The sequence below is a fragment of the Pelomonas sp. CA6 genome (genome assembly GCF_022549225.1).
Lineage (GTDB): Bacteria > Pseudomonadota > Gammaproteobacteria > Burkholderiales > Burkholderiaceae_C > Roseateles.
Window position 1 is genome coordinate 1 of record NZ_JAKZFD010000007.1, and the last position, 12,052, is coordinate 12,052.

At 69.5% G+C, this 12,052-nt stretch carries 11 protein-coding genes; 8 read left to right on the forward strand and 3 right to left on the reverse strand.

Annotated elements, in window-relative coordinates:
* Positions 1-38 precede the first annotated feature (38 nt).
* Both groL and groES read right to left on the reverse strand, forming a co-directional pair.
* On the reverse strand, positions 39-1,676 hold the full coding sequence (gene groL, locus LZ017_RS12720; protein WP_241397205.1) for a chaperonin GroEL: 1,638 nt from the start codon (positions 1,674-1,676) through the stop codon (positions 39-41).
* A 51-nt stretch (positions 1,677-1,727) separates the two neighbouring features.
* Positions 1,728-2,018, reverse strand: coding sequence for a co-chaperone GroES (groES, locus tag LZ017_RS12725; protein WP_241397206.1), 291 nt, complete (start codon positions 2,016-2,018; stop codon positions 1,728-1,730).
* Positions 2,019-2,483: 465 nt separating this feature from the next.
* Between groES and LZ017_RS12730 the strand changes: the two genes are divergently transcribed.
* Both LZ017_RS12730 and LZ017_RS12735 read left to right on the forward strand, forming a co-directional pair.
* A complete protein-coding gene (locus LZ017_RS12730) occupies positions 2,484-3,443 on the forward strand; it encodes a MurR/RpiR family transcriptional regulator (protein WP_241397207.1) in 960 nt (319 codons plus the stop codon).
* Between the two features lie 145 nt (positions 3,444-3,588).
* Positions 3,589-4,737: a porin gene (locus tag LZ017_RS12735; RefSeq protein ID WP_241397208.1), complete on the forward strand. Its 1,149-nt coding sequence runs from the start codon at positions 3,589-3,591 to the stop codon at positions 4,735-4,737.
* A gap of 88 nt (positions 4,738-4,825) precedes the next feature.
* Here LZ017_RS12735 and LZ017_RS12740 read toward each other — a convergent pair whose 3' ends face one another.
* Complete coding sequence (locus LZ017_RS12740; RefSeq protein WP_241397209.1) at positions 4,826-5,215, reverse strand: RidA family protein; 390 nt, start codon at positions 5,213-5,215, stop codon at positions 4,826-4,828.
* Between the two features lie 125 nt (positions 5,216-5,340).
* Here LZ017_RS12740 and LZ017_RS12745 point away from each other — a divergent pair, with 125 nt between their 5' ends.
* From LZ017_RS12745 to LZ017_RS12770, 6 genes are read left to right on the forward strand one after another with little or no spacing between them, the layout of a single operon-like run.
* Positions 5,341-6,924, forward strand: a complete 1,584-nt coding sequence (locus LZ017_RS12745; protein ID WP_241397210.1) for an ABC transporter substrate-binding protein — start codon at positions 5,341-5,343, stop codon at positions 6,922-6,924.
* A 13-nt stretch (positions 6,925-6,937) separates the two neighbouring features.
* Entirely contained in the window at positions 6,938-7,876 is a 939-nt protein-coding gene (locus tag LZ017_RS12750; RefSeq protein WP_241397211.1) for an ABC transporter permease, read from the forward strand.
* Between the two features lie 8 nt (positions 7,877-7,884).
* Positions 7,885-8,718, forward strand: a complete 834-nt coding sequence (locus tag LZ017_RS12755; RefSeq protein WP_241397212.1) for an ABC transporter permease — start codon at positions 7,885-7,887, stop codon at positions 8,716-8,718.
* The gene (locus LZ017_RS12760) at positions 8,718-9,770 is read left to right on the forward strand and encodes an ABC transporter ATP-binding protein (RefSeq protein WP_241397213.1); all 1,053 of its coding nucleotides are present in this window, start codon (positions 8,718-8,720) and stop codon (positions 9,768-9,770) included. The genes LZ017_RS12755 and LZ017_RS12760 overlap by 1 nt, the downstream gene beginning before the upstream one ends.
* Positions 9,767-10,750 carry an ABC transporter ATP-binding protein gene (locus tag LZ017_RS12765; protein ID WP_241397214.1) on the forward strand — a complete coding sequence of 328 codons (984 nt, stop codon included), beginning with the start codon at positions 9,767-9,769 and terminating at the stop codon, positions 10,748-10,750. Before LZ017_RS12760 ends, LZ017_RS12765 begins: the two co-directional genes overlap by 4 nt.
* Positions 10,747-12,048, forward strand: a complete 1,302-nt coding sequence (locus tag LZ017_RS12770; protein ID WP_241397215.1) for an alanine racemase — start codon at positions 10,747-10,749, stop codon at positions 12,046-12,048. The genes LZ017_RS12765 and LZ017_RS12770 overlap by 4 nt, the downstream gene beginning before the upstream one ends.
* The last annotated feature ends 4 nt before the right edge of the window (positions 12,049-12,052 follow it).

A 12,052-nucleotide genomic window follows, 5' to 3' on the forward strand; every position in this document is an offset into this window, starting at 1 on the left:
GCTGACGCGGCCCTTCGGTGCTTGCGGAAAGCCTGGACTTACATGTCCATGCCCATGCCGCCCATGCCGCCAGGCATGGCCGGAGCCGCGGACTCTTCCTTCGGAGCCTCGGCGACCATGCACTCGGTGGTCAGCATCAGCGAGGCCACGGAGGCGGCGTTCTGCAGCGCGGTGCGGGTGACCTTGGTGGGATCCAGGATGCCCATCTCGATCATGTCGCCGTAGGTGTCGTTGGCCGCATTGAAGCCGTAGTTGCCCTTGCCGGCCAGCACGGCGTTGATCACCACGGAGGGCTCGCCACCGGCGTTGGCCACGATCTCGCGCAGCGGGGCTTCGATCGCCTTCAGCACCAGCTTGATGCCGGCGTCCTGGTCGGGGTTGTCGCCCTTGATCTCGCCAGCGGCTTGCTTGGCGCGCAGCAGGGCCACGCCACCGCCGGCCACGATGCCTTCTTCCACGGCAGCGCGGGTGGCGTGCAGCGCGTCTTCCACGCGAGCCTTCTTCTCCTTCATCTCGACTTCGGTGGCGGCACCGACCTTGATCACCGCCACGCCGCCGGCCAGCTTGGCCACGCGCTCTTGCAGCTTCTCGCGGTCATAGTCGCTGGTGGCTTCTTCGATCTGGATGCGGATCTGCTTGACGCGGGCTTCGATGTCGGCGGCCGCACCATTGCCATCGATGAGGGTGGTGTTTTCCTTGCCCACTTCGACGCGCTTGGCCTGGCCCAGGTCGGCCAGGGTCACCTTCTCCAGCGACAGGCCCACTTCCTCGGCGATCACCTTGCCGCCGGTCAGGATGGCGATGTCTTCCAGCATGGCCTTGCGACGGTCGCCGAAGCCCGGTGCCTTGACGGCCACGACCTTCAGGATGCCGCGGATGGTGTTCACCACCAGGGTGGCCAGGGCTTCGCCCTCGACATCCTCGGCGATGATCAGCAGCGGACGACCGGCCTTGGCCACGGCTTCCAGCGTGGGCAGCAGGTCACGGATGTTGCTGACCTTCTTGTCGTACAGCAGCACGAAGGGGTTGTCGAGGATCGCGGCCTGCTTCTCGGGGTTGTTGATGAAGTAGGGCGACAGGTAGCCGCGGTCGAACTGCATGCCTTCGACCACGTCCAGCTCGTTGTTCAGGCTCTTGCCGTCTTCGACGGTGATCACGCCTTCCTTGCCGACCTTGTCCATCGCGTCCGCGATGATCTGGCCGACGTCGGAGTCGCTGTTGGCCGAGATGGTGCCGACCTGGGCGATTTCCTTGGAGGTGGTGGTGGCCTTGGAGGCTGCCTTCAGCTGGGCGACCAGGGCCTGGACGGCCTTGTCGATGCCGCGCTTCAGGTCCATCGGGTTCATGCCGGCGGCCACGTACTTCATGCCTTCGCGCACGATGGCCTGGGCCAGCACGGTCGCGGTGGTGGTGCCGTCACCGGCGTTGTCCGAGGTCTTGGAAGCGACTTCCTTGACCATCTGGGCGCCCATGTTCTGCAGCTTGTCCTTCAGCTCGATTTCCTTGGCGACCGACACACCGTCCTTGGTCACGGTGGGGGCGCCGAAGGAGCGCTCCAGCACCACGTTACGGCCCTTGGGGCCCAGCGTGACCTTGACCGCGTTGGCCAGGATGTTCACGCCTTCGACCATGCGGGCACGGGCTTCGCCGCCGAAGACAACGTCTTTTGCTGCCATGTGTATTTCTCCGAAATCTCTAGATGAATGGGTTCAGCGGGGCGGGCAGGATTACTTCTGCACCACGGCGAAGAGGTCTTCCTCGCGCATCACCAGCAGTTCCTCGCCATCGACCTTGACGGTCTGGCCGCTGTACTTGCCGAACAGCACGCGGTCGCCGACGGCGACGTTCAGGGCCACGAAATCGCCCTTGTCATTGCGCTTGCCAGGACCCACGGCCAGCACTTCGCCCTGATCGGGCTTCTCGGCGGCGTTGTCGGGGATGACGATGCCGGAGGCCGTCTTGGTTTCGTTTTCCAGGCGCTTAACGATCACGCGATCGTGCAGAGGACGCAGTTTCATCTGATCTCCTTGACTGACTCGGTACTTGATTCCTGGGCCTGCCCACCATCCCGTGGTGCGGCGGGCCCCCTCACAAGATGGGGGCCGGGGGCGCTGTGCGCCTTCCGGCTGTTAGCACTCGGTGTGCTTGAGTGCTAGCAGCGGAATTATAGGGATGAGTTTTCCGGTTTCAAGAGGGGCGTGAATGGAGAGGCGACGCCGCACGGCGCCCCGGCCACCCGGTCTCGTGACCGTGGGACAACGGCGCGGTGTCCCGCCTTGCGGTTGCAAGAGCTGTGCGGAGCGGGCGGTCTGCCAGGGCGCGATGCGCGCCGCTTCTCCTCTGTGGCAGGCGCTTTGGGCTGGGGCGAAGTAATAAATTTACTTGCCTCCCCCGTGCTTACACCACATTGATCAATTTTCAGGGCGATCCCTAGCATGGCGGCGTAAGGAAATGACATCCGCCGAGTCCGCCTCGGCAGCTCCATGCGCCCCACCCGTTTGGTCCATCAGCTCAACCAGCAACTGCCCGCGCTGCCGTCCGCGCAGCAGAACGTGGTGCGCCTGATCCTGGCCGACCCCCGTGCGGCGATGGCGGCCACGGTGGAACTGCTGGCGGACCGGGCCGGGGTGTCCATGCCCACCATCGTGCGCACCTGCCGGGCCTTCGGCTTCGACAGCGTGCGCGAGTTCATGGTGGCGCTGGCGCAGGACATCGCCGTCGGCGGCTCCTACCTGCACCGCAGCGTGACACCGCAGGATGCCCCGCGCGAGGTGATCGGCAAGCTGATGGCGGCGGCGAGTTCCTCGCTGGCCCGGCTGCGGGACGAGCTCGACGAGCGCGCCGTGGTGGCGGCCGCCGACGCGATGGCGGGAGCCGAGCGCATCGACTGCTATTCGGCCGGCGCCACCTCGGCCTTCATGGCCAGCGACCTGCAGAGCCGGCTGTTCCGGCTGGGGTTGCACAGCAATGCCTTTTCCGACGCCCACCACCAGCTGGTGTCGGCGAGCAGCCTGGGGCGGCGCGGCGTGGCCTTCGCGGTCTCGCATGTCGGGCGCATGCCGCATCTGCTGGAAGCCGTGCGCTTTGCCCGTTCGCAGGGGGCGACCGTGGTCGCGCTGACCCAGCCGGAGACGCCGCTGGCCCTGGCCGCCGACATCGTGCTGCGGGTCTCGGTGCCGGCTGACGCGGTGATGCGCGTGGGCACCGAGGCCTACATCGCCCACCTGATGGTCCTGGACGTGCTCACCGTGCTGGTCGCCCAGCGTCTGGGCCCGCGCGCGGCCGAGCGGCTGCAGCAATTCAAGCGCGTGCTCGAGGACCACGGCATCGACAGCGATTCCCACTCGGCCCTGGCGTCCTGGGGCTGGCCCGCGATCGCGCGGCCGCCAGACGCCGCGGAGATGCCGCAGCACAGCCGCGCGCCGCCCGGCCCCGATCCCTGAGGCGCCCGGGCCGCCGACGCGCCCCGCCATTCCCTTTGCGAGATCAGCGCCCGCGCGACGGGCGAGGGACTCCCTTTGCCTGAACGCTCCGAGGCAGAGGTCTTGCGAGGAGCGAAACACCGAATCAACAGCCAAGGAGAATTCAATGAAACGCATCGCGATCGCATCGCTGGTCTGCCTGGGGACGGGCGGCGCGCTGGCCCAGTCCAGCGTCACGCTGTACGGCGTGTTCGACACCGGCCTGCGCTACACCAACCATGCCGCCGCCGGCGGTGGCCACAAGTCCGAGGTCGCGCCGGGCCTGATCCAGGGCTCGCGCTGGGGCGTGCGTGGCAGCGAAGACCTGGGCGGCGGCATCAGCGCCCAGTTCAACCTGGAGTCAGGCCTGAACCCCGACACCGGCACCTCGGGCCAGCAAGGTCAGATCTTCGGCCGCCAGGCCTGGGTGGCGCTGGGCACCCCCTATGGCAGCCTGACGCTGGGCCGCCAGTTTGGCGTGGCCTTCGACACCATGGGCAGCTTCGATCCCTACGGCATCGGCAACCAGGGCGCGATCAGCTGGCACCTGGACCTGACCGGCGCGCGCTTCGACAACACGGCCAAGTACAAGGGGGTCTTCGGCCCGGTAGCGGTGTCGCTGGCCTACAGCGCCGGCGAGCAGGCCGGCAGCCTGCGCAAGGGCCAGACCCTGGGGCTGGCGGGCGGCTACACGGGCAGCAACTTCACGGTCAACACCGGCGTCCAGCAGTCCTCCGACATCAACCTCAACAAGTCGACGGTCTGGATGATCGGCGGCACCGCGACCCTGGGTGCCTTCAAGGTGCTGGGCGGCTACGTCAACAGCAAGCGCGACAAGGGCTTCATCCGCTGCGCTGACAACAACGCGACCAGCCTGGCCGCCAGCACGCCCGCGGCCTGTGGCGTGTCGGCCTCCAATCCCTATGGCATCAACAGCGCGCTGTCCAACACCAATCTGCGCGCGGGCTCCACGCTGGGCAAGGCCAGCTCGGACCTGCTGTTGCTGGGCGGCGCCTGGCAGGCGACCGACGCGCTGCAGTTCACGCTGGGCTCGCTGTACGAGAAGGTCAAGGTGGACGCGGCCAACGTCGCCAACGCCAAGCGCGCCACGCTCTACGCGGTGGCCGACTACTACTTCTCCAAGCGCACCGACGTCTACGCCTCGGTGGACTACAACCGCGTCGCCAGCGGCGCGAACGCCGGCGGATCGGTGGCGTCCTTCAACGGCTTCAACTCGCAGACCGGGCTGATGCTGGGCATGCGCCACCGCTTCTGATCGACGTCGAACCATGCACCGGGACCGGCTTGCGCCGGCCCGCCCTGCGGGGCGCGCCGGACTTGTGCCGCCGCAATGGCCGCGCGGTTCAGCCGCGCGGCTTGTAGGCGACGGCGTCGATCTCGACGCGCGCGTCCACCATCAGCCGCGCCTCGGTGGTGGAGCGTGCCGGCTTGCTGCCAGGGAAATGCTCCAGGTAGACGCGGTTGAAGGCGCCGAAGTCGCGCGCATCGTGCAGCCAGACCGTGGTCTTGCAGACGTCGTCCAGCGTGCAGCCGGCCAGCGCCAGCACGCGGCGCAGGTTCTCCAAGACCTGGCGGGTCTGGATCTCGATGCCGCCGGACACGATCTCGCCCGCGTCGTTGGCGGGCACTTGGCCGGAGACATAGACGAAGTCGCCCGCGCGCACGGCCGGCGTGAAGGGGCGGGCCTGGCGGTCCGAGGCCAGGGGCGGGTTTCCGAAGTACTCGAGCGTCATGAGCGTCAGCCGCGAAGGCTGCCAAGTGGAAGAGGTATGAAAGTTACTTTCACAAAATCTGGGACAAATCCGGGATAACCCCAGCAAATGAGCGAATGTCACTTACTTAGAGTGGAGATTCTGAAATGAAATTTCAATCAACAACCGGGGTCCGGATCATGCGTCCAGTTCTTCGCCGTACGCTGCTGGGGGCCAGCGCTGCCACCGTCTTGGGGGTGTCTGTCCTGTCGGGTAGCGCCTTGGCGCAGACGGGCCATGCGGCGCTCAATCTCGCGATGGTCGGCGAGCCCCAGACCCTGGACCCGATGGCCACGACGGCCGATCTGGTCGGGACCATCATGCAGCACGTGTACGAGCCGCTCTACACCTTCGACGCGAAGTGGGCGGTGGTGCCGCTGCTGGCCGAATCGCTGCCCCAGGTGTCCAAGGACGGGCTGCGGTACACGATCGCGATCCGCAAGGGCGTGGCGCTGCACAACGGGCGCGAGCTGGTGGCCGAGGATGTGGTCGCCAGCCTGCTGCGCTGGATGGACATGGCGCCGCGCGGCAAGGCGCTGGCCAAGGAGGTGGCCGAGCTGAAGGTGCGCGGCACGCATGCCCTGGAGATCGTGCTGAAGAACGCCTACGCGCCGCTGCTGCCGCAGCTGGCCCTGCCCACCGGCATGGCGGCCATCATGGCGCGCGAGTCCATCGCCACGCCGTTGAAGGACTTCGTCGGCACCGGCCCCTACCGCTTCAAGGAGCGCCGTCCGGACCAGTATGTGCTGCTGACGCGCTTCGATCGCTACACCCCGCGCAAGGAGCCCGCCAGCGGCTACGGCGGCGCGCGCCAGGCGCTGGTGGAGGAGCTGCGCTTCATCCCCGTGCCCAATGCCAACACACGCGTCGAGGGCGCGCTGGCCGGGCAGTTCCATTTCGCCGACCTGCTGCCGGTCGAGGCGCTGCCGCGGCTGGAGGCCTCGGGCGGCAAGGCCGTGCCCGTGATGACGCCGTCCTTCGGCTTTCCCTACCTGGTCTTCAACACCAAGGAAGGCGTGATGGGCAGCGTCGCGCTGCGCCGCGCGGTGCAGACGGCCCTGGGCGCCGGCGAGATGCTGGCCGCGGGCTTTGGCGACACGCGCTTCTTCGTCGCCGAAGGCAACCACTTTCCCAAGGGCACCCCCTTCTATTCCGAGGCCGGCACCGGCGAGTACAACCAGCGCAACCCCGCCAAGGCCCGTGCCGCCGCCGCGCAGGCCGGCTACAAGGGCGATCCCATCCGCGTGCTGACCAGCCGCCAGTACGACTTTCACTACAACATGGCGCTGGTGATGGCCGAGCAGCTCAAGCGCGCCGGCTTCAAGGTGGAGCTCAACGTGGTGGACTGGGCCACGCTGGTCCAGCGCCGCAACGACGCCAAGCTGTGGGATCTCTACATCACCCACTCGGCCCTGTTTCCCGAACCCATGCTGTCGCCGCCGCAGCTGGGCGAGGGCGCGCCGGGCGGGTGGGGCACGCCGGCCAAGCAGGCCGCGCTGACCGCCTTCAACCAGGAGATCCAGCCCACCCGGCGCGCCGCGCTGTGGGGGCCGGTGCAGAAGCTGGTCTATGACGAGGTGCCCTACATCCACGTCGGCAAGTTCAACAGCCTGGCGGCCCGCTCGCCCGCGCTGGAGGGCTACCAGCCCGCGGCCTGGCCCTTCTTCTGGAACGTGAAGCTCAAGCCCTGAGCTGGGGAACAAGATGCGCTACCTCGGCTCCCGCCTGCTGGGCATGCTGATCGTGATGGCCCTGGTCGCCGTGATGGTGTTCGCGCTGACGCGCGCCGCCTCGGGCGACCCGGTCGCCGTGCTGCTGGGCGACCAGGCCAGCGCCGAGGACATCGTCCGCGTGCGCCAGCAGTACGGGCTGGACCGGCCGCTGGTGGTCCAGTTCGGCTACTGGGTGAAGGAGCTGGCGCAGGGCAACCTGGGCCAGTCCATCTTCCTGCAGCGGCCGGTCACGCAGGCGCTGTGGGAGCGCGCCGAGCCCACGCTGTGGCTGGCGCTGATGGCGGTCAGTGTCGCCACGCTGATCGGCGTGCCCTGCGGCGTGGTGTCGGCGGTGTTCCGCGGGCGCTGGATCGACCAGTGCTTCACGGGGCTGGCCATGCTGGGCGCCAGCATTCCCAGCTTCTGGCTGGGCCTGGTGCTGATGCAGGTCTTCGCGGTGTCGCTGGGCTGGTTCCCGGTCTCGGGCTATGGCGATCCGGGGGCGCCGCTGCTGGAGCGGCTGCGCCACCTGGTGCTGCCGGCCCTCGTGCTGGGCCTGCTGAACTCGGCGCTGATCATCCGCTTCACGCGCGCGTCCATGCTGGACGTGCTGGACGAAGACTATGTCCGCACCGCCCGAGCCAAGGGCCTCGCCGAAGGCACGGTGGTGCTCAAGCACGGGCTGCGCAACGCGCTGGTGCCCATCGTCACCGTCATCGGCCTGACCATCGCGTTGATGATCGGCGGCGCGGTGGTCACCGAAACCGTGTTCGGCCTGCCCGGCGTCGGCAACCTGGTCGTCAGCGCGGTGCTGCGGCGCGACTACCCGGTGATCCAGGGCGCGCTGCTGGTCGTGGCCATGGTCTATGTGCTGATCAACGTCCTCGTCGATCTGCTCTATCTGTGGGTCGACCCGCGCGTCAAATACTGAAGGCCCGCATGAAGCTCCTCCTGCGCAAGCTGTTCCGTCGCCGCATCGTGCTGCTGGCCGCGCTGATGCTGGCGGGCATCGTCATCGTCGCGCTCGGCGCGCAATGGCTGACGTCCTACGATCCCAACGACACCGCCGTGATGCAGCGCCTGACGCGCCCCGGCCCCGCCCACTGGCTGGGCACCGACGAGCTGGGCCGCGACCTGTTCGCGCGCATCGCCTACGGCGCCCGCTACTCGCTGCTCATCGCCGCGCTGACCGCGCTGGGCGCGATCGTGATGGGCGCGGCGCTGGGCGTGGCGGCGGGCTTCTTCCGCTGGCTGGATGCGCCGCTGATGCGCGTGGTGGATGCGCTGATGTCGCTGCCGGACATCCTGCTCGCGATCGCGCTGGTGGCCATCCTCGGGCCCTCGCTGCTCAACGTGGTGCTGGCGCTGGTGCTGGTCTATACGCCACGCGTGGCGCGCGTGGTGCGGGCGTCGACGCTGGTGGTGCGCGAGCTGCTGTTCGTCGAGGCGGCGCGCGCGGTGGGCGTGTCCAGCGCGCGCATCCTGTGGAGCCACATCCTGCCCAATATGTGGTCGCCCATCCTGGTCCAGGCCTCGTTCATCTTCGCCTACGCCATCCTCGCCGAGGCGGCGCTGTCCTTCCTGGGCGTGGGCGTGCCGCCCGAGCTGCCCACCTGGGGCACCATGGTGGCGGGCAGCCAGCCGTACGCGCACCAGTTCATGGGCGTCGTGCTGTTCCCGGGGCTGGCCATCATCGGCACCGCGCTGTCGCTGCAGCTGCTGGGCGACGGCGTGCGCGACCTGCTGGACCCCCGCCTGAAGAAGAACCTGTGATGCACCCGTCCCCCATGCCCCCGGAGGCTTCTGCCCGGCTGCAGGTGCGCCAGCTGCGCACCGTCTTTCACACCGACGAGGGCGCCGTGCCTTCGGTGGCCGAGGTCAGCTTCAGCATCGCGCCCGGCCGCACCACGGCGCTGGTCGGCGAATCCGGCTCCGGCAAGTCGGTGACCAGCCTCACGCTGATGCGCCTGCTGTCGCGCAACGCACGCACCGAGGTGTCGGGCCAGGCCCTGTTCCGTACCCGTGCGGGCCAGCTCGTGGACCTGCTCCGATTGCCCGAGAAGGACCTGCGCGCGCTGCGCGGCAACGAGCTGGCGATGATCTTCCAGGAGCCGATGACCAGCCTGAACCCGGTGCTGAGCATCGGCGAGCAGATCGCCGAATCGGTGCGCCTGCACAAGGGCCTGGACCGCGCCGCCGCGCTGGCCCACGCGCGGCGCATGCTGGAGCGGGTCGAGATTCCCGCCGCCGCGCAGCGCCTGCGCGAGTATCCGCACCAGCTCTCGGGCGGCATGCGCCAGCGCGTGATGATCGCGCTGGCCATGGCCTGCGAGCCCACGCTGCTGATCGCCGATGAACCCACCACCGCGCTGGACGTCACCATCCAGGCGCAGATCCTGGACCTGATGCACCGGCTGCAGCGCGACACCGGCATGAGCCTGCTCTTCATCACCCACAACCTCGGCGTGGTCGCGCACCATGCCGACGACGTGGCGGTGATGTATGCCGGACGCATTGTCGAGGCCGCGCCGGTGCGCGATCTCTTCGCGCGGCCGCGCCATCCCTACACCCAGGGCCTGCTTGCCTGCCTGCCAGGCAAATCGCGCGCGGCCGATGGCGCGAGGCCGCGCCGGCTCGCCGCGATACGCGGCCAGGTCGCCAGCCCGCTGCAGCCGCCGCCGGGATGCGCCTTCGCGCCGCGCTGCGACCGGGCCAGCGCCGACTGCGCGCGCGCCATGCCGGCGCTGCAGCCGGACGGTCCCGGACGCCTCACGCGCTGCCTTCTCGTCCACCCTCATTCCAGCCCGGAGGCGCAGTCCCTATGAACACGCCTTTGATCGAGGTCCGCCATCTGCACCGCCGCTTCGGGTCATCCGAGCGCCCGGTGCGCGCGGTGGACGATGTGTCCTTCAGCATCCAGCCCGGCGAGACCCTGGGCCTGGTCGGCGAAAGCGGCTCGGGCAAGAGCACCATCGGCCGCTCGCTGCTGCGCCTGATCGAGCCCAGCGAGGGCGAGGTGGTCTACCGCGGCGAACCGCTGGGCCGGGCGAGCGCGGCGCGCATGCGCCAGCTGCGCAGCCGGCTGCAGATGATTTTCCAGGACCCCTATGCCAGCCTGAACCCGCGCATGCGCATCGCCGAGATCCTCGCCGAGCCGCTGCGTACCCACGGCCTGGCGCGCGGGCCCGGCGAGCGCGCGCGCCGCATCGCCGAGCTGCTGACCCTGGTGGGCCTGCGGCCCGAGCATGCGCAGCGCCATCCGCACGAGTTCTCGGGCGGCCAGCGCCAGCGCATCGGCATCGCGCGCGCGCTCGCGGCCGAGCCCGAGTTCATCGTCGCCGACGAGCCGCTGTCGGCGCTGGACGTTTCCATCCAGGCCCAGGTCGTGAACCTGCTGTGCGAGTTGCGCGAGCGCTTCCAGCTCACGCTGCTTTTCATTTCGCACGACCTGGACGTGGTCGAGTACCTGTGCGACCGCGTCGTCGTGCTCTACCTGGGCCGCGTGATGGAGGTGGCGCCGACGCGCGAGTTGTTCGCGCGCCCGCTGCACCCCTACACGCGCGCGCTGCTGGCCGCCTCGCCGCGGCCCGATCCCGAGCAGCCGCCGCTGCGCCAGGTGCTCAAGGGCGACATTCCCAGCCCGCTGGACCCGCCGTCGGGCTGCGTGTTCCGCACCGGCTGCCCGCAGGCGATCGCGGCCTGCGCCGCCGAGCGTCCGCCGCTGCTTACCATGGCATCCGGCCGCCAGGTCGCCTGCATCAGAACGGAGCTGATGGGCGAGGGCGGCGACGGAGACACCGCATGAACCTCACGCTGCAAGACCTGCTGGACCCGCTGATCGACGCCAGCGCCAAGGGCTTTCCGCCGAACGCGCCGGCGCTGCGCCGCTCCGCGATTGGTGCCCAGGGCTGGCGGGTGCTGGCCGGCGACCTGCCGCTGCCGCTGGCCGTGCTGCGCCGCGACGCGCTGGCGCACAACCTCGGCTGGATGCGCGACTATGCGCGGGCGCAGGGCGTGGACCTCGCGCCGCATGGCAAGACGACGATGTCGCCGCAGCTGTTCCAGCAGCAGCTGGCCGCCGGGGCCTGGGGCCTCAGCGTGGCCAACGTGACGCAGGCCCGCGTCGCGCTGGCGGCCGGCGCGGCGCGCTGCGTGATCGCCAACCAGGTGCTCAATGCGGTCGAGCTGGACGGCATCGCGGCGTTGCTGGGCGCCTGGCCGGCGGCACGGCTGATCTTCCTCGTCGATTCGGTCGCGCAGGTCGAGCGGATCGAGGCCTGGCATGCCGCGCGTGACGGGGTGCCGCGGCTGGAGGTGTTGCTGGAAATCGGCGTGCCCGGCGCGCGCTGCGGCTGCCGCACCCACGAGCAGGCGCTGGCGCTGGCCCGGCGCATCCAGGCCAGTCCGGCGCTGCGTCTGGTCGGCGTCGAGTGCTACGAAGGCCTGGGCGTCAGCGGCGACACCGCCACCGACGCCGGCCCGGCCGACGCGCTGATGCAGCGCGTGCGGGCCCTCGCGCTGGAGGCCGACCGCGCCGGCTGGTTCGACGCGGACGAGGTGATCGTGTCGGCCGGCGGCAGCGCGATCTTTGACCTGGTGGCGGGACAGCTGAAGCCCGCGCTGTCGCGCCCGGTGCGCGCGCTGCTGCGCTCGGGCTGCTATGTGACGCACGACCACGGCTTTTACCGCCGCATGCTCGCCACCGTGGGCACGCGGCTGCGCTGCGACGCCACGCTGCATGCCGCGCTGGAGGTCTGGACCACGGTGCAATCGCTGCCCGAGCCGGGGCTCGCCATCCTGTCGGCCGGCAAGCGCGACCTGTCCTACGACCTGGACCTGCCGGTGCCCATCGCCTGGGCCGGCCTGTCCGAGCGCGCGCCGCGGCCGGCGCCGGCGTCCTGGCGCATCGCCGGCATGAACGACCAGCATGCCTATCTGCGCTGGGATGGCGACGCGGACCCGGCGCCGGACGCCGGGCTGCGCGTCGGCGACCGTGTCGCGCTGGGCATTTCCCATCCTTGCACCACCTTCGACAAGTGGCGCTGGCTGCCGGTGGTCGATGCCGACTACCGCGTCGTCGACGCCGTCGTGACCTGCTTCTGAGGCC

Bases quoted from the DNA above. Each gene is read 5' to 3' on its own strand.
- groL (WP_241397205.1), bottom strand. From the start codon at position 1,676: ATGGCAGCAAAAGACGTTGTCTTCGGCGGCGAAGCCCGTGCCCGCATG.
- groES (WP_241397206.1), bottom strand. From the start codon at position 2,018: ATGAAACTGCGTCCTCTGCACGATCGCGTGATCGTTAAGCGCCTGGAA.
- LZ017_RS12730 (WP_241397207.1), top strand. From the start codon at position 2,484: ATGCGCCCCACCCGTTTGGTCCATCAGCTCAACCAGCAACTGCCCGCG.
- LZ017_RS12735 (WP_241397208.1), top strand. From the start codon at position 3,589: ATGAAACGCATCGCGATCGCATCGCTGGTCTGCCTGGGGACGGGCGGC.
- LZ017_RS12740 (WP_241397209.1), bottom strand. From the start codon at position 5,215: ATGACGCTCGAGTACTTCGGAAACCCGCCCCTGGCCTCGGACCGCCAG.
- LZ017_RS12745 (WP_241397210.1), top strand. From the start codon at position 5,341: ATGAAATTTCAATCAACAACCGGGGTCCGGATCATGCGTCCAGTTCTT.
- LZ017_RS12750 (WP_241397211.1), top strand. From the start codon at position 6,938: ATGCGCTACCTCGGCTCCCGCCTGCTGGGCATGCTGATCGTGATGGCC.
- LZ017_RS12755 (WP_241397212.1), top strand. From the start codon at position 7,885: ATGAAGCTCCTCCTGCGCAAGCTGTTCCGTCGCCGCATCGTGCTGCTG.
- LZ017_RS12760 (WP_241397213.1), top strand. From the start codon at position 8,718: ATGCACCCGTCCCCCATGCCCCCGGAGGCTTCTGCCCGGCTGCAGGTG.
- LZ017_RS12765 (WP_241397214.1), top strand. From the start codon at position 9,767: ATGAACACGCCTTTGATCGAGGTCCGCCATCTGCACCGCCGCTTCGGG.
- LZ017_RS12770 (WP_241397215.1), top strand. From the start codon at position 10,747: ATGAACCTCACGCTGCAAGACCTGCTGGACCCGCTGATCGACGCCAGC.